This is a genomic window from Gimesia fumaroli (assembly GCF_007754425.1).
Classification (GTDB): Bacteria; Planctomycetota; Planctomycetia; order Planctomycetales; family Planctomycetaceae; genus Gimesia; species Gimesia fumaroli.
Window position 1 is genome coordinate 7,062,605 of the sequence record NZ_CP037452.1, and the last position, 15,896, is coordinate 7,078,500.

Sequence of the window (15,896 nt, forward strand, 5' to 3'; positions counted from 1 at the left end):
TCGAAGAACCGCAGGCTCTTGACCTCAAGAATTCTGTTTCACGCACTTCGCAGATTTATGACGAAACCTGCAGCGCTTGTTTATATTGTTCTACCGTGCGTTCGATCATTGTTTCGACACGGAATCCCTGCCGGACCAATTCCCGCGCCGACTCGCCCATCGCCCGCGCTTTCAACGGATCTTCTAATAACTTGAGAATACTATTCGCCAGCGCTTCACTGTTGGAAGGCGGGATCACAAGTCCGGTTTCTCCATCGCGAATGACAGAATAGATTCCTCCAACTCCGGTCGCAATCACCGGTTTGGCCAGCGCCATCGCTTCCAGCATGATCGTTCCCAGACCCTGTCGCAGAGAGGCCAGGCAGAAGATGTCCATTGCTTCGAGTGAAATCGAGAAGTCATACAGGTTGGGAACGAAGGTCACGTTCCCAGAGATTTCCAGGTCACGTACTAAATGTCGCAGATTACTCTCTTCAGGCCCGGCTCCGGAGATCAGGAATTGAACTTCCGGATTCACCTCCAGTACGCGGCTGGCGGCGCCCAGAAAATAAGGCAAGCCTTTGATCGCTTCTAAAGGCCCGGCTGTACCCACCACCGGTTGATGGTCTTGAGACAAAACAGGGGAAAGATGCGAGTGATCAGGAACATCAACGCCGCTGGGGATGACTAATACAAAGTCTTCCGGTAGCCCTGTGCGTGCGATGAGATCTTTTTTGACCGAATCGCTGACCGTTATGATCCCTTTACACCAGCGCATATCAATGCGCAATTTTTCATCGCTCTGAAGATAGTCATTGACGGTTAACAGAAAGGGACGCTTGAGTTTTCTGGCGAGCCACTGCCCCTGCGGTAGAACGTGCCGAGACTGGATGTGAATTAAATCGGGCGGTTTCTTTTGTGTCTCCTGCTTGACTAGCCGCAAAACAAGCTGTCCCAGAATTGGCACTCCCAGATTCCGGTACTCGGTTATTTCCAGCTTGGAGCGCATACTGGGATTAACTTTTGAGGCGTCCGGACAGACGACACGGGTTTGAACGTCGTATACGGGCGCGTATTGTGCCAATCGCAGTGTGTAAGCAGACGTTCCTCGCAACTCAAACGGGCCGGCAAACAGCAAAACATCAATGGGAGGCGGATTTGCTTTACTCATTCACTTTTCTCGTAATTCAACCGGTTCAAACACGATCAAAGCGATGTGCTGAGACAAATCGCCCTCAAGAACGACGGCGTGACTTGGGAGGTGAAAGAATTTCATTCAAAATGATTGCCTGACGGAATGATTGAGGATTTCGGAGCATCGACCGGATGACTTTACTACCTCCCGTCTTCGATGTACTCTTCCGGGATTCTTTTCTACGGGAACCGAAGGTCTCTGAAAAATGCTCGCCAACTTTACTCTCAATATGGCTGGTAAGCCGAGTTTGAATATGCGACTGCTGTTTCCTTTCGAGACGATCGCGGACACTGCCTCCCATCCGTTTCGCTTGTTCTTGTGAACGAATTGCAGCCCGTTCGCGGTGTGTCAAATGCGGTTTCTTAGGTTCTGGTGTTACCTGGGAACTGGCGCCAGCAGACTTTTGGGCCCGCTGTCCTTGTTGCGAGCGAGTCTGCCTTTGTTTTCTTTGACGCCGTTGGGGTTGCTGCCGAACAGGAGGCTCAGGAACGATTTCCACTTCATCTTCATCAAAAAAGTCAATCTCGGCTGGTTTCTCTTTTTTCTTCTGCTGTGGGTTCATCGCATCCTGCAGAAACTTTTCCAGCTCTTTCTGGAGCGCTGCTTTCTCTTTGACTTTTCCAGGCTGTCCTTTATTTTTTTCCTTGGCAATGTTGCTGATGGCGCTCGCGGCACTCACAAGCAGGAAGATGATTCCAACAATCACTCCCACCCAGTCAGCTGCTAATATTGGAATGTCCATAAATTAACCCCGGTCCTTGATTTGTTTCTCAAACAACGTCTTTCTTCGCTCAGAAAGGACGACTTGAGCAGTGCTTATGTTACAGGAGCCACTTCTCTTTCAGGAGTCGCAATCGAATCCCGCATCTTGGTATCTGCCTGAATATTTTTCAGTTCGTAATAGTCCATCAGGCCAATTTTCTTAGTGCGAAATGCCTCGGCAATCGCTTTAGGAACCTGGGCTTCGGCTAACACGACCTTCGCTCGGTTTTCCTGAGTCAACGCAACCATTTCCTGTTCTCGGGCCTTTTGATCGGCGCGACGTTGTTCTGCTTTCGCCTGAGCCACCCGCATTTCTGCCTCGGCATGATCGGCCTGCAGTCGGGCACCAATGTTTTCCCCAACATCAATGTCGGCAATATCAATTGAAACGATCGTGTAGGCGGTCTGTTTTTCCAGACCTTCATTCAATACGATCTGTGTGATTTTATCGGGATTTTCAAGCACCTTCTCATAGGTGTCCGTCGATCCAATAGCCTGCACAATCCCCTGGCCCACACGCGCAATCACGGTTTCTTCCGTCGCACCACCAACCAGCTGTTTCAGGTTTGTTCGCACGGTCACACGGGCACGCACATTTAGCTGAATGCCATCGCCAGCAACAGCATCCAGAGTCGCATTCGTTTTGCGAGGATCGGGACAATCAATCACCTTGGGGTAGACGCTGGTTCGAACCGCGTCCAGAATATCACGCCCTGCCAGGTCAATGGCCTGAGCGGCTTGCCAGTCGAGTTCGATTTTCGCCCGGTGGGCAGCAATCAATGCACGAATCACATTCGGTACGTTTCCACCAGCCAGGTAATGTGCTTCCAGATTACCCGTGGAAATATCATAGTGACGCGTCACTCCCGATTGAATCGCCATGATTTTACTGCGAACGATGATCGTCGGATTCACTTTTTTAATCGTCATGATGACCAGATTCGGAAAGGAAATTCCGGCTTTGGTCATCTTACATTGAATCCATAATCCGGCGTATCTCGCGAACACCGCAAAAAAGACCAGCACGCCGAGAAAAACAACGATCCCCACAATCCAGGTGACTGTTGAACCATCTTCTACTGCTAAAAGATTCAAGGCGTTCATTCCGATTTCCTATCCTGAGAAAAATGTCGTTTCCAGTGTTGTAAACTGTCCGCTGAAACTGTCTTACAATCCGTCAATCATAGAGGAACTAATTGTAAAGTAATTCCGGGAAACCATCCAGAGACTATTCGTAAATCAAGTCTCCGGAATCTCAAAATCAAGCGCATCACCGGCAACCGAATCGCCGGGTTGTGAAGATTTCGTTTCTGGTGCTGCCTCCTTTTCGGCCGATGATTGCTGTTTTTCTTTCACCACCAGCCGGGTTCCTTCTACGGCAATTACTTCCACATCGGTCTGCGCTTCGATAATCATTCCCTGACTCTCACAATGCAGCCTCTCATGATCAACGATAACGAAGCCGCTCGGGTTCAAAAGAGTTTGCGTTTTTCCCGTTTTTCCAATCAAAGACTTCAAATGGTCTGTTTCTTCCTGAAATGCGGTAACTTCTTCCAGTGTCGGAACTTCGAGGATAATTTTCTTGCCCCAGGCCGTATTCGGAAAAAACTTGACGGCAAACCCCAGTGTGGTGGGGATCAGAATGACAACACTGGCGACGTAGGTCCACCAGAGAGAAGGGCTAGTTGCCCACCAGGCCATCCAGGCAGCCCAGGCCGAGCCAGCCATACATGTTAATGCCAGCACGGCGATCAGGCCTCCTGAGGGAATAAAGATTTCCGCCACAAACAACATCAGCGTCACGACCAATGCCAGTATTGCAATCAGTGAATAATCCATTAGATCTGCAGACTTTCCCTAACTCGCACTGTCCCGTTCTGGCTGTGAACTGGATCAGTACAGCAATTGGAATCAATCAATTAGTAACCGGAAACCGTGTGCCTGAAGGAAGAGGTACCTTAAGACACACCTTCCTATTGTACCGGCTTTAAAAAGCAAGGCAAGACGCGAACACGAAGAACCAGCTTCAGATTGATTTGTGCTCTGATCTGATCTATGAGAGCAGGGTCGGCAGACTAGTTGTCACTTCGATCACAGAGCAGCGACTGACAGGGATGGCAATAGGTCGGATCGGGCTGGTCGCTCAAATCCACGATCCAGATATTGCGAAAACGAACGGGATTGGAATGGTCCTGTAGCTTGATCGGGAACAGTTCCGGCCCTTCCTGCTTACCGCCACCAGTTTTGGCAACAATCGAATAATCCTGATGAATGGGGACCCCGTTGTGCAGCACAGTAATGAATGCGTTCTTGATCTTTTTACCGTCCGCATCAAATTTGGGAGCGACAAACGCAATATCGTATGTCTGCCAGGAGAGAGGTGGGAAGCACATATTCACATCAGCGCGTTTCTGCTTATACAGTCCACCACATTCATTTTCGACCCCTTCCAGGCCGAAGGAATCCAGCACCTGGACTTCATATCGGCTCTGCAGATACAGGCCGCTATTGCTGCGGGCCTGACCGGTGGCATAAGGCATATAAGGCAAACGGAACTCAACATGCATCCGAAAACTGCGATACGTGTCCTTTAACTCCGTCCCTTCTTTCAGCAAACCTTCCTCAGTAATCTTGCCATTTTTGAAGTGGTCAACCGAAGAGCCATCGAACAGCACAGTGGCTCCCTGGGGGGGCTTTGCGCCCAGTGTGATGCTGCTCCGTTGATATTTGTTAAGCTGTCCCAGCAGATGCCCGTGTAAATCGCGTACCTCAGCGATGCCACCCGGCATGACCTGAACCCGGAACTCTTCATTTGTCAATGTCAGCACGATACCATCACGCGTGCCCGTTAATTCCTGTCTGTCGGATCGATCCCAGCCGTTTCCAGGCAGGCCGCCATTGTAAAGAGAGGCGATGAATTTTCCGTCCCCGCGAGCAACCACCTGCAAACCCAAGGCACATTCGCCGCACCAGGAGCAATCCACGCCGATTCGGCCGTAGTATTCGCCTTGATACTGGAAATCCTCGTCAACCTGTTTGATATCCAGAACGGCAAACTTCTTATCACCCTTTTTTGCCTGAGCAAACGCTTCCGATGACAGCAAACAGTTGGCACAGAATAACCCAATAAGTGCAAGGCGAAACATTTATTCTCTATCCTCTCTAAGAGCTTTAATCGAAACAAATCGACAATTTTACGCAAGTCACCATTCTGGGGTGAGTCTCTACCATTTGCAAGTCTGGAATTGACGTTTGAAGTTTCGAAAGATTCTTGATCCATTGAACAGCAGATTTGTAAACGGAAGTTAGCGCACCTCACTCTGTTTTCAGCGGTTTCAGGAGGATTATTTTCACAAATGGAACCGTTACGTTGTGACTCTAACGGGTTTTTGTCACAATAGTAGGCCAGTGCGAACCAGCGGGATCTCTGAAAATCCTGTTTCCCGCCAAGACAATTGCTGCCTGCGGGCACTAGCAAACCCACCGTGATGACTCTGTCTACATAGAAAAGATGCCATATGAGATACGCCGTTTATGGATTGGTTGTCGTGCTTATCATTATTCACCAGGACAACTGGCTCTGGGATGACAAAAGACTCATCTTCGGATTTATGCCCATTACCCTGCTCTATCAGGCAGGAATCTCCATGGGGGCCGCCTTTGTCTGGTTTCTTGCCACAAAATTCGCCTGGCCTCATCACCTTGAAGAAATCGCGCAAGAGTCTCCCGCACAAGAGTCACCCGCCCCGGAATCAGGAGAAACAGAATAATGACCCAGTTGGTAATCATCGGAATCTATTTAAGTTTACTGTTGTTTCTGGGTCTGTTCTCCAGCCGCCTGTTTAAGGGAACCAGTAAAGACTACATGCTGGCCAGTCACTCGATTGGTCCTTTTCTGTTGTTGATGTCAATTTTCGGAACCACGATGACCGCGTTTGCTTTGGTCGGCTCCAGTGGTGAAGCTTATAAAGAAGGCGTCGGCGTCTATGGTATGCTGGCTTCCTCCAGTGGTATCATCCATTCCCTCTGTTTCTTTCTGCTCGGAATTAAACTCTGGTCCTGGGGGCATAAATACGGTTACACCACACAGATTCAATTCTTCCGCGAACGGCTCGAAAGCGATCGGATTGGAATTATTCTGTTCCCAATTCTCGTCGGTCTGGTGATTCCCTATCTCCTGATCGGCGTGATGTCATCCGGCGTCGTCATCAGCAGCATCACCGAAGGCGCATTCGAAAACGCATTCGCTGCCTACGATTATGGCGTGCCACCCTGGCTGGGATCGCTGGTCATCAGCCTCGTTGTGTTGGTCTATGTCTTTTTTGGGGGCATGCGGGGAACCGCTTGGGCCAATACGTTTCAGACGATTGTCTTCATGATTCTCGGCGTCGTGACCTTCTTCGTCATTTCCAGTAAACTGGGAGGCCTGCAGGCTGCCAGTGATGCCGTTCTGGAAAAAAATCCGTCCAAGTTAATGAGGGCCGTCGATCCCAAAGACCGCGAACGATACGCACAAAAATATAAGACCTGGACGCTCATCGCCAAATACAATTACGCGACGCGAATTCTCAAAACGCTGGAACTGACTCCCGAACAAAAAGCGGAAGCCTACAAAGAATTCAAACCGCGGATGCCCAACTGGCAAATGACGGCAGAAGCCCTCTACGCCGCGAAAAACAACCTGTACGAGCTCTCGGCCGAAGAGGTCAATAAAGCGTTATTAACGCAAGATGACCGCGTCATCCCGGACCCCTTTCCTGAAAAATATCAAAATGGATTGATGTCGCACCATGAGCTGAAAGAGTATCCACGAAAAGCCAACGCCGAAAAAGAAAAAGCAATGCTGATTTTCGGTGGAAAAATCGGGCACCCTACACACGATCTGGATCCGGACGATCCGTCCAAAGGGAAAAAATGGACGATCAAAAAAGCCCTCGGCGTTTACCGCGCCAGCAACTGGGCTCCCGATGCTCCGCATCCAATGAGTAAACTCGTCTTTCTGACTTACTTCTTTGTTCCGCTTTCCGTGGGCATGTTCCCTCACCTGTTCCAACACTGGCTCACTGCACGCAGCGCGGGCACGTTTAAACTGCCCGTTGTCGCACACCCACTCTTCATTATGATTGTGTGGGTTCCCTGTGTGCTGGTTGGCGTCTGGGCGACTTCTGCTACCCTCAACGGGGCTCCCATGTTTCCGCCGCACTTCCCGGCAAATGCAGTCCTGGCGGCGATGGTGAAAAAAATGACCTCACCCGTTCTCGCCGGTTTCTTAACCGCGGGGATTCTGGCCGCGATCATGTCCTCGCTGGATAGTCAGTTCCTCTGTATCGGTACCATGTTTACCGAAGACATCGTGGTCCATTACGGCGGAAAAGATCGTTTTACAGATAAACAGGTTGTCTTGATGGCTCGCATGTTTATCATTCTGGTGGTTGCCATTACCTATGGATTCAGTCTGCTCGAACCGCGGCGGGTCTTTACGCTGGGGGTCTGGTGTTTCAGTGGATTTTCCAGTCTGTTCCCCATCATCTTTGCGGCAGTCTACTGGAAGAGGCTCACCAAACTCGGTGCTTACGCGGGCGTTCTCGTTGCGATTGGGTCCTGGCTCTACCTGTTTAAAGAAGCAAAGTATGCGTTGAATCCGAGTTATACGTTTCTAGGAATGATGCCGGTTGCCACTATGGTTGTCGCGTCTGCGACCGCCATGATTCTGGTTTCACTCATCACGAGACCTCCCAGCAAAGAAACTCTGGTGCGGTTCTTCCCGGAAGATTAGTTATGATCCTCTTCTACTTGATAACATAAATCTCAAGACAGGCTGTGACGAGTATTCTTTTTTTCGTCACAGCCTGCTGTTTACTGACTTCGATTGAGTTTTACATGTCCTGTACTTTTAAAACCACGCGCCGTGTTGAATTTCACGAGACAGACATGGCCGGCATTGTCCACTTCTCCAACTTTTATAAGTATATGGAACAGGCCGAGCACGAGTACTTTCGCTCTCTGGGGCTGACCATTGTGGATAAACAGCAGGATGGTTCCGTGCTGGGCTGGCCCCGCGTCTCAGCACAATGCTCGTTTGAATCTCCCGTTTTTTATGGTGATCTGCTCGAAATCCGGTTGTCTGTCGAACGACTCGGGGTAAAATCGCTCACGATTGAATATGAGTTCTGGCGAGATCAAACAAAAATTGCCAAAGGACGCATGAAAACCGTTTGCTGTCACTTCACACACGGAAGTCCCATGAAGTCGATTGAAATCCCCGAGTGGATTCAAAAGAAAATCGAAGATTCAATCGATCACGCTGAATAGTCTGTTTGTCAGGGATCAACATGAATAACTCCAACGACCAGCTCATTGTCCGCGAGTTAACGAAAACCTTTTCGATCGCCACTGAATCACTGCCGATTCTGGCTGGCGTCGATCTGGAACTTAGCCGGGGAGATGCCCTTGCTATCACCGGCCCCTCCGGATCAGGGAAAAGCACCCTGCTCTACATCCTCGGCGTTCTCGATCAACCCACCTCCGGTGAAGTCATCCAGTTCGGCCAAAACCCGTTTGTATTGAACGCCAAAGAGCAGGCCGAATATCGCAATCATAATGTCGGCTTCATCTTTCAGGATCACCATTTAATGCCGCAATTTTCGGTTCTGGAAAATGTTTTAATTCCAACGATGGTCAATCAAGAAGCCGCAAATGACGCCGAAGAACGCGCCCGCCATCTGCTGGAACGCGTGGGATTACAGGACCGCATGCATCATCGACCCGCACAGATTTCAGGCGGCGAACGACAACGCGTCGCGGTCTGCCGTGCTTTGATTAACAACCCCCGTCTCTTATTGGCGGATGAGCCCACGGGAAACCTCGACCGCACCAACACCGAGTCGATCGGCAAACTGCTGCTCGAAATCAATCAGGAACAGAATACAATTCTGATCTGCGTGACCCACAGCAGCGAACTGGCGGCTCTGTTCCCCCAGCACCAGAGATTACGCGACGGACTGCTCGTTACTGAATCAGTCTGATTTTCGATTTTCAATCTTCACAAGAGTTCGTGTTATGAACCAGACGCGATTTGTTATCCAAAGCCTGAAGTATTACTGGCGCACCAATCTGGCCGTGTTGCTGGGCGTCATCGCTGCGACCGCCGTGATCGGGGGGGCTCTCATCGTCGGCGATTCCGTTCGCGCCAGCCTCAGGCAGATGACATTCGATCGGCTGGGACAAATCGATTTCGTCGTTTCCGGCCATCGCTTCTTCCGCGAACAACTCGCCGCCGATCTTGCGGAATCACCTGATCTTCCCAATGACATCAAAACCATCGCCCCTGCCCTGTTGATGCGAGGCAGCCTGGAAAAACATTGGGAAGACCAGCATCTCCGCGTCGGGCAGGTCAATATCTTCGGCACCGATGAGCGACTTTGGTCGCTACTCGATCACGGAAATCAGAAAGTTCCGACAGGTGATGAAGCGATTTTGAATGCCCGCGTCGCAGAACAATTGGAAGCTTCTGTCGGCGATGAAATCACGCTCTGGATCGAACTCCCTTCCGCGATTCCCCGCGACTCACTGCTCGGCGAACGCGAAGAACAATCGGTCGAAATTACGCTCACGGTTACCGCGATTCTCGAAGAATCATCCAAAGCAGGTCGTCTGGCACTCATGCCTAACCAGCAGCTGCCGCTGGATCTGTTCGTTTCGTTAAGTAATCTCCAGCAAGCTTTGGACCTGGATGAAATCCAGGCCTCACGTCGTAATCCCCAGTCGCGGCCCGCACGCGTGAATTCCCTGTTTTTCAGTTCCAATAATCCAGAAATTGGCACGACACTCGCATCCCTCGATACCGCAAAAGACCTGGAAGCTGCATTGAAAGCGACATTGAAACTCGAAGACCTGAATCTCAAAATTGCGCCCAATGAATCGTTCAAATACTTTTCGCTGGAAAGCGAACAGATGATTCTCGACCCGCAAATCGAACAGGCGGGCATCGAAGCAGCGAAGTCACTCCAGCTCACAACCTCACCGGTGATGGTGTATATCGCAAATGAAATTATGCCCGCGAAACAGGACGACTCCGAGTCCCCCTTCTCCATGTATTCGATTATGGCGGGCGTTGAGTTTACCGAACAGGCTCCCTTTGGTCCTTTCAAATTCATCGGGGACAAACCAAAACTGCCGCTCAAAGAAAATGAAATTGTCTTCAACGATTGGCTGGCGAAAGATCTGAACGCCAAAGTCGGCGATGCGGTGCGGATAAAATATCATGTGGTCGGTTCTCGTGGAGAATTACCTGAAGTCGAGCAGACCTTTACCGTACGTGGCATCGTCGCCCTCGATGGAACGCCCGCCGCCGACCGGAAGCTGACGCCGGAAATGGAAGGCATCACCGACGCCGACACCTTCGGCGACTGGAAACAGCCCTTCCCCATGAAGCTCGACAAAGTCACCGATCGGGATGAAGAGTACTGGGATCAATACAAAGCCACCCCCAAAGCGTTTGTCGCTTTGGAAACAGCACAAAACCTCTGGAACAGCCGATACGGCAGCCTGACTTCGTTACGCGTCAGCCCCCTGCCAAACAAAACACTGGAAGAATCGGCAAATGTGTTCGGCAAAGAAGTCCTCAAACAGGTTGACGTCTTCAAAATGGGCCTGACAGTCCAGCCCATCAAGTTTCTCGGCTTGATGGCCGCCAGTGGTACCACTGATTTCAGCGGCCTGTTTATCGGCTTCAGTTTCTTCATTATTCTCTCTGCCATCATTTTAATTCGCCTGCTTTTCAAACTGGGAATCGACCGTCGCGTCTCTTCCATTGGTCTCTTGTCGGCTGTCGGATTTACTCCGCAACAAGTCAAACAGGTCATCTTCAAAGAAGCCTTCTTTGTCATTCTGTTGGGAGGCCTCCTCGGCATTGCCGCTGCCATCGGTTATGCCTCGCTGATGCTCTACGGCTTAAAAACCTGGTGGATCGGTGCGATTGGAACCCGCTTCCTGTTTCTTGATTTAACAGCAACCAGCATTATCATCGGCCTTTTGATTTCGGTCCTCTGCTCCCTCTTCGTGACCTGGCGTGCGTTGGCCGAACTCAAACAACTCTCCATCCGCAGTCTGCTGGCGGGAGTCAATACGCCCGAGTCCGACAAAGTCAAAGACGCCCGCTTCGTCGGCTATGTTTATAAAGCCTCGTCCCTGCTCGCATTCATTCTGGTCTTAGCGACCATCTCTCTCCTCATTCCCAAACAGGAAGCCTTTTCCGGTTTCTCCTGGCGAACGGTTTCGTTTTTCCTGGTTGGTACACTCTCATTGATTTCCAGCGTCTTCTTTTTATCCAGCAGACTCAGAATTGAATCGGCGATCCCGATTAAAGGCACCGGCACACTCGCTTTAATCAAACTCGGCTTCCGCAACGCCGGCCGCTTTCGCCAGCGCAGTGTCTTAACCACAGCACTCATCGCGTCCGCGACCTTCGTACTTGTCTCCGTCGCCGCCGGCCATCGAAACCCGGCTGTTGAAACGCCCGATTTAGATTCGGGTAACGGCGGTTTTACGATTGTCGCCGAGTCCACCTCCCCGCTGATATACGATCTGAATACGGCTGAGGGACGCAATAAAACACTGGTAAATATCCCCGACGATCCCGAGACACAAAAATTATTAAGCGAAATGGCAGCGATTCCCTTTCGTGTGAAGCCGGGCGAAAATGCCAGCTGTCTGAATATTTATCAAACCAGTGTCCCCACGATTTTGGGGGTCCCGCAGGAACTGATCGAACGTGGCGGCTTCAAATTCGCCGACACGCCCGGCGACAATCCCTGGGAACTGTTGAACGAAAAACAAGAAGACGGTTCGATCCCAGCGCTCGGCGATATGAATACGTTGATGTACAGCCTGCATAAAGGCATCGGTGCGACCGTTGGCATTCCTTCCGACGAACGCCCCGAACATAAACTGAAAATCAAAGGCATGTTTGACGGCAGCATTTTTCAGGGAGTCCTGCTTGTTTCCGAAGCCGACTTTCAAAAACTGTTTCCCGAACAGGCCGGCTTTCAGTATTTTCTGATCGAAGTCCCTCCTGAAGACGCCTCGAAACTCTCAAGTATTCTGGAAACCGGCCTCACCGAATACGGCTTCGATTCCGACCTCGTTGCCAATCGACTGGCTGATTTTCTGGCCGTTCAAAATACCTACCTCTCTACATTCCAGACGTTAGGCGGTCTGGGTTTGCTGCTCGGCACACTCGGTCTGGCGACTGTGATGTTACGCAACGTCGTCGAACGCCGCAGCGAACTCGCATTGCTCCGCGCCATCGGCATGACGAGCAGCAACGTCGCGCTGATTGTGCTGGCGGAAAACGCGTTCTTACTCATCTGGGGGCTCCTTTCAGGAACCATCTCAGCTCTTCTGGCGATGCTGCCGCATCTGCTGTCTACGGGTGCCGATCTTCCCTGGGAAAGTGGCATTGTCATTCTGTCCGCCGTTCTCCTTGTGGGAATGCTGGCCGCCTTATTAGCCGTAGCTGATGCCGTCCGAGCACCGATTCTGGCGACACTACGCGCTCAATAAGAGTTTGTACAGACCCGCTTTTCCCTGATTCGTTTAATTTTTCATCCCTGTCGGGTGCTGCGAATTCACAAACTTACTATCATAACATTTCGAATATCTCGCCATGGAAACGAATCCATCCCTCCACAATTTCAGGAGTTTTTAACGATGTCAAAATGGACGATTGTCTTATTCTTTGTTGCTTGTGCTGCGCTCTCCTGGGGGAACTACGTGCCTCTGGTCCATATAGCCGCTCAAAAACTGCATAGTAATCTGCGGGCGTTCCTGTTTGTGGGAGTTGCCTACTTCCTGGTCGCCGTTCTGATTCCCGGCTTCTTCATCTTTGTGTTGGACAAAGACCCAACTGTGCGCGGCGTACCTAATTTTAATACCGGTCCGATCATGTGGGGCATCCTCGCCGGAACGGCTGGAGCCTTGGGTGCGTTGTTTGTCATTTTCGCTGTCACGACAGGTGGAAAAGGAGCCGCCATCTATGTTGCTCCTCTCGTATTTGCAGGTGCTCCGATTGTAAATACCATCGCTACAATCACCCTCTATCACCCTGTGAAAACAATGCCTGACCTTCGCTTCTTCTTCGGACTGGTTCTGGCAGCCGCCGGTGCCGCGATGGTCATGATCTATAAACCCGTGGATAAACCGGCCCCCATGACACCACCGGCGGCAGAAGCACCAGCCACCGATTCAACGTCGTAATTACATCACAGGCAATTTTTCGGATCGGTGCGGCTGAGTCAACGTCATCAGCGAGGTTCAACTGGCTCTCCTCTGATAACAGATTCACGAATACGAAATCCCTGTTCCCCACATTCACCGGGAACAGGGATTTTTTTAATATCTCCAGCACAATCGTGATTGTTTCTACTTTGGAATTGCTTCCCTTCGCCGTGTTCATCTCCTTACGTGCCAGAACAGTCTGGAAATACTGTACTTGACGCGGTGAAGTCATATTTTAACATGCGGAGATAACGTCGCGCGCGTGAGAGCGAGTGCTTTTTGGCTGAACCAATCTGTCGGCTGTTGATATTCGCACTATAAAAGTCTCTTGTTTCACACCCCTTTCTCTGACTCCCCCCGCACCGCTTCGCGCTGTCCACTATCGCATCGTTCCACTTCGCAGGCACTTCATTGTCGCTTTGCTGAATATCACGAAGTGTTCTCGCACGATCACAGGCCCATTGCCTCTTGACCTGTTCACGCCGAACGGCATGATGTTGCATGTGGAAAGCATTGAATCGGATATTTTTCCAAGGAGCCAAAACTATGTCAGAAAACAAACGCAAAACAAGAACATACCTTTCAAAAGAAGATCGGGAACGCGTCGTACAGCTGGTTAAAAAAATGCTCGGCATGGGTAAGTACTCGTCTGATATTAAACGGGCTGTCGCAGAGGAATTCCAGCTTTCCCGCCGATCGGTCGATCGTTACCTGAAACGGGCTCGCGAGGAAATGGTGTATCGCATGCAGGTGGAGCCCGACGTTCACCGCGCCGAGTCTTACTACTTTTACCGCAGTGTGATCAACAATCCCAACACCCATCCCCGCGAACAACTCCGCGCCCGCGAACGCATGGACAAATTACTGGGGCTGGAAATTCCCGTAGTCGTTCAGGCTGACTCTGACCTGTCCCCCGCCAAACTCAAGGCCATGAGCGACGAAGAATTCGACGCACTCTATGAAAAACGCATGAAATAAACCAAGCTGGATCTTACCCATCGTCGCCAACGACACAAACTGAAAATCGGCCAGTTGTCTTTCGTGGTAGCAAAAACGATCACTCAAAAAACAGACCAACTTGCTTTACCCATCCGGGTGCCATCTGTCGGCTTGCCCGATAGTGCTGCTCTAAGTGGTTCCTGCTCATGCAGCGCAAAAAAAAACGCATCTCGAAGTGGGATGCGTTTTGTGTGTCTGGTTGCAATCAGTGACTACTGGTTACTCTGCAGGCGAGACAGACGGGCGCGACGCTCAGCACGGCGTCGATTTCTTCGGTTCTCATCGCTGGGCTTTTCATAATATTCGCGACGACGCATTTCTTTTTTAATGCCAGCGTGCTCAACAATCTTACGGAACCGTTTTACTGCCTCCTGAATTGATTCGTTTTCTCGTAACCGAAGCTTAACCACTCAAATCACCTTTTCTTTTCCTGATTGCAATAAAAGTTTGTAAACATACCAATTAGATATACATCGTCTCATCCATCGATGAGAATTCAGACGTTTTTCTACTGAAGCGGGGCCAAAACACGGACCTCTCTCTTCAAGGTGGGAACGACAAAGATAACAAAACAGGCCGGTTCTGCAAAGTCAACCAGAAAAATACTCTGTGAAAACCGCAAGAAGTGTTCATTAAGACACTTCTATTCGCCCTTTAAAATCCCCAATCGTTGCAGTTTCGACTGACATTCATCCCGTTCGCGGCTCCGTTTCAGTGATTTCCAGGTCTCATCCTGTACTTCCAGAAACGCGTCTTCTGAAAACGGTGGCACCAGCGATTTTTCAGCTGCATTGGCCATTAACCGGGCCAGAACCTCTTTATCCAGGCGGGTCAGGAACATGGCCCCCTGCCGATAGTCTTCAAAGGCTTCCCAAACTACCGGAAACAGGGGTTTGACGATTTGCTCGCCAATCGCCCGGGAATACTCCTGAATCTCCCACTGAGCATGCGAGTCCATACGTAAGCTCAGGAAGTGAATCAGGTTATGTAAATCAATTTTCCAGTAGGCCTCGGTATACGTCGCCAGGGGCAGATCTTTGCGGGCCTGTTCGCGGGCCACGCCGGCTTCCAGGCGGGCTTCGTAGACGTCGCGGGCCTTCTGCTGAAATTCGGTCTCTTCGTCAGTCAGTTTTGTTCCCAGATCCTCAGGTAGCGGGGCGTCACTGCCCTGCCGGTTGGAAGTTGCCTGCGTCCGCCATTCGCCGGGCAGTGTGGTTTGAGCCGAATCGATGGCAACCGAATAACGGGTGCTGTATTCATTCACATTGGCCGTCCGGTGGCGAATCCATTGCCGCCAGCAGTCCATCGGAACCCGTACGAGGAACTTAAGCTCGGCCATTTCGAAGGGGGTGCTGTGCCGATGTCGCATCAGATAGCGGATCAAAGTCCGGTCGTCGGAAACGCGTTTGGTTCCCTCTCCATAGCTGACTCGGGCTGCCTGAACAATCGAACTGTCATCGCCCATGACATCTACCAGACATACAAAACCATCATTGAGAACCGGAATTTTTTTCCAGCGCAATTCGTCAATGAGTTCAGACCGCTCCGTCATCGGGAACACTCCCAGAATGCGTTAAAAGATGAGTAGAATGGAAAACCAGAGGCAGACCAATCTCAGAAATCTACCAGAAGACATTTATAGTCAACCGCACACTCAAACGACACCGTACCGGCGGCTGAGTCT

The 15,896-nt window shown here is 50.7% G+C and carries 14 protein-coding genes; 7 read left to right on the forward strand and 7 right to left on the reverse strand.

The window, feature by feature from the left end; genetic code table 11:
* Positions 1-55: 55 nt before the first annotated feature.
* The 5 genes from Enr17x_RS26615 to Enr17x_RS26635 form a co-directional block, all read right to left on the reverse strand.
* Positions 56-1,150, reverse strand: a complete 1,095-nt coding sequence (locus Enr17x_RS26615) for a glycosyltransferase family 4 protein (RefSeq protein WP_145313060.1) — start codon at positions 1,148-1,150, stop codon at positions 56-58.
* Between the two features lie 64 nt (positions 1,151-1,214).
* Positions 1,215-1,916, reverse strand: a complete 702-nt coding sequence (locus Enr17x_RS26620; protein WP_145313062.1) for a hypothetical protein — start codon at positions 1,914-1,916, stop codon at positions 1,215-1,217.
* 74 nt (positions 1,917-1,990) lie between these two features.
* On the reverse strand, positions 1,991-3,040 hold the full coding sequence (gene floA, locus Enr17x_RS26625; RefSeq protein ID WP_145313064.1) for a flotillin-like protein FloA: 1,050 nt from the start codon (positions 3,038-3,040) through the stop codon (positions 1,991-1,993).
* Between the two features lie 135 nt (positions 3,041-3,175).
* Positions 3,176-3,775 carry an NfeD family protein gene (locus tag Enr17x_RS26630; protein WP_145313066.1) on the reverse strand — a complete coding sequence of 200 codons (600 nt, stop codon included), beginning with the start codon at positions 3,773-3,775 and terminating at the stop codon, positions 3,176-3,178.
* A gap of 236 nt (positions 3,776-4,011) precedes the next feature.
* A complete protein-coding gene (locus tag Enr17x_RS26635) occupies positions 4,012-5,082 on the reverse strand; it encodes a 3-keto-disaccharide hydrolase (RefSeq protein WP_145313068.1) in 1,071 nt (356 codons plus the stop codon).
* A gap of 372 nt (positions 5,083-5,454) precedes the next feature.
* Between Enr17x_RS26635 and Enr17x_RS26640 the strand changes: the two genes are divergently transcribed.
* The 7 genes from Enr17x_RS26640 (at position 5,455) to Enr17x_RS26670 (ending at position 14,191) form a co-directional block, all read left to right on the forward strand.
* Complete coding sequence (locus Enr17x_RS26640; RefSeq protein ID WP_145313069.1) at positions 5,455-5,706, forward strand: DUF3311 domain-containing protein; 252 nt, start codon at positions 5,455-5,457, stop codon at positions 5,704-5,706.
* Complete coding sequence (locus Enr17x_RS26645) at positions 5,706-7,712, forward strand: sodium:solute symporter family protein (RefSeq protein ID WP_145313072.1); 2,007 nt, start codon at positions 5,706-5,708, stop codon at positions 7,710-7,712. Before Enr17x_RS26640 ends, Enr17x_RS26645 begins: the two co-directional genes overlap by 1 nt.
* Before the next feature lie 104 nt (positions 7,713-7,816).
* Positions 7,817-8,248: an acyl-CoA thioesterase gene (locus Enr17x_RS26650; protein ID WP_145313074.1), complete on the forward strand. Its 432-nt coding sequence runs from the start codon at positions 7,817-7,819 to the stop codon at positions 8,246-8,248.
* A 20-nt stretch (positions 8,249-8,268) separates the two neighbouring features.
* Entirely contained in the window at positions 8,269-8,961 is a 693-nt protein-coding gene (locus tag Enr17x_RS26655) for an ABC transporter ATP-binding protein (RefSeq protein ID WP_145313075.1), read from the forward strand.
* Positions 8,962-8,995: 34 nt separating this feature from the next.
* Positions 8,996-12,499 (forward strand): ABC transporter permease, encoded by a 3,504-nt coding sequence (locus Enr17x_RS26660; RefSeq protein ID WP_145313077.1) that lies wholly within the window; start codon positions 8,996-8,998, stop codon positions 12,497-12,499.
* Positions 12,500-12,646: 147 nt separating this feature from the next.
* The gene (locus Enr17x_RS26665; RefSeq protein ID WP_145313079.1) at positions 12,647-13,192 is read left to right on the forward strand and encodes a hypothetical protein; all 546 of its coding nucleotides are present in this window, start codon (positions 12,647-12,649) and stop codon (positions 13,190-13,192) included.
* A gap of 567 nt (positions 13,193-13,759) precedes the next feature.
* Positions 13,760-14,191, forward strand: coding sequence for a sugar-binding transcriptional regulator (locus Enr17x_RS26670; RefSeq protein ID WP_145313081.1), 432 nt, complete (start codon positions 13,760-13,762; stop codon positions 14,189-14,191).
* Between the two features lie 233 nt (positions 14,192-14,424).
* Here the strand turns inward: Enr17x_RS26670 and rpsU are convergent, their stop codons facing one another.
* Entirely contained in the window at positions 14,425-14,622 is a 198-nt protein-coding gene (rpsU, locus tag Enr17x_RS26675; protein WP_081459387.1) for a 30S ribosomal protein S21, read from the reverse strand.
* 233 nt (positions 14,623-14,855) lie between these two features.
* Positions 14,856-15,764: an FAD-dependent thymidylate synthase gene (gene thyX, locus Enr17x_RS26680; RefSeq protein ID WP_145313083.1), complete on the reverse strand. Its 909-nt coding sequence runs from the start codon at positions 15,762-15,764 to the stop codon at positions 14,856-14,858.
* Positions 15,765-15,896 lie beyond the last annotated feature (132 nt).

Bases quoted from the DNA above. Each gene is read 5' to 3' on its own strand.
- Enr17x_RS26635 (WP_145313068.1), bottom strand. From the start codon at position 5,082: ATGTTTCGCCTTGCACTTATTGGGTTATTCTGTGCCAACTGTTTGCTG.
- Enr17x_RS26615 (WP_145313060.1), bottom strand. From the start codon at position 1,150: ATGAGTAAAGCAAATCCGCCTCCCATTGATGTTTTGCTGTTTGCCGGC.
- Enr17x_RS26630 (WP_145313066.1), bottom strand. From the start codon at position 3,775: ATGGATTATTCACTGATTGCAATACTGGCATTGGTCGTGACGCTGATG.
- Enr17x_RS26655 (WP_145313075.1), top strand. From the start codon at position 8,269: ATGAATAACTCCAACGACCAGCTCATTGTCCGCGAGTTAACGAAAACC.
- Enr17x_RS26660 (WP_145313077.1), top strand. From the start codon at position 8,996: ATGAACCAGACGCGATTTGTTATCCAAAGCCTGAAGTATTACTGGCGC.
- thyX (WP_145313083.1), bottom strand. From the start codon at position 15,764: ATGACGGAGCGGTCTGAACTCATTGACGAATTGCGCTGGAAAAAAATT.
- Enr17x_RS26640 (WP_145313069.1), top strand. From the start codon at position 5,455: ATGAGATACGCCGTTTATGGATTGGTTGTCGTGCTTATCATTATTCAC.
- Enr17x_RS26650 (WP_145313074.1), top strand. From the start codon at position 7,817: ATGTCCTGTACTTTTAAAACCACGCGCCGTGTTGAATTTCACGAGACA.
- floA (WP_145313064.1), bottom strand. From the start codon at position 3,040: ATGAACGCCTTGAATCTTTTAGCAGTAGAAGATGGTTCAACAGTCACC.
- Enr17x_RS26620 (WP_145313062.1), bottom strand. From the start codon at position 1,916: ATGGACATTCCAATATTAGCAGCTGACTGGGTGGGAGTGATTGTTGGA.
- Enr17x_RS26665 (WP_145313079.1), top strand. From the start codon at position 12,647: ATGTCAAAATGGACGATTGTCTTATTCTTTGTTGCTTGTGCTGCGCTC.
- Enr17x_RS26645 (WP_145313072.1), top strand. From the start codon at position 5,706: ATGACCCAGTTGGTAATCATCGGAATCTATTTAAGTTTACTGTTGTTT.
- Enr17x_RS26670 (WP_145313081.1), top strand. From the start codon at position 13,760: ATGTCAGAAAACAAACGCAAAACAAGAACATACCTTTCAAAAGAAGAT.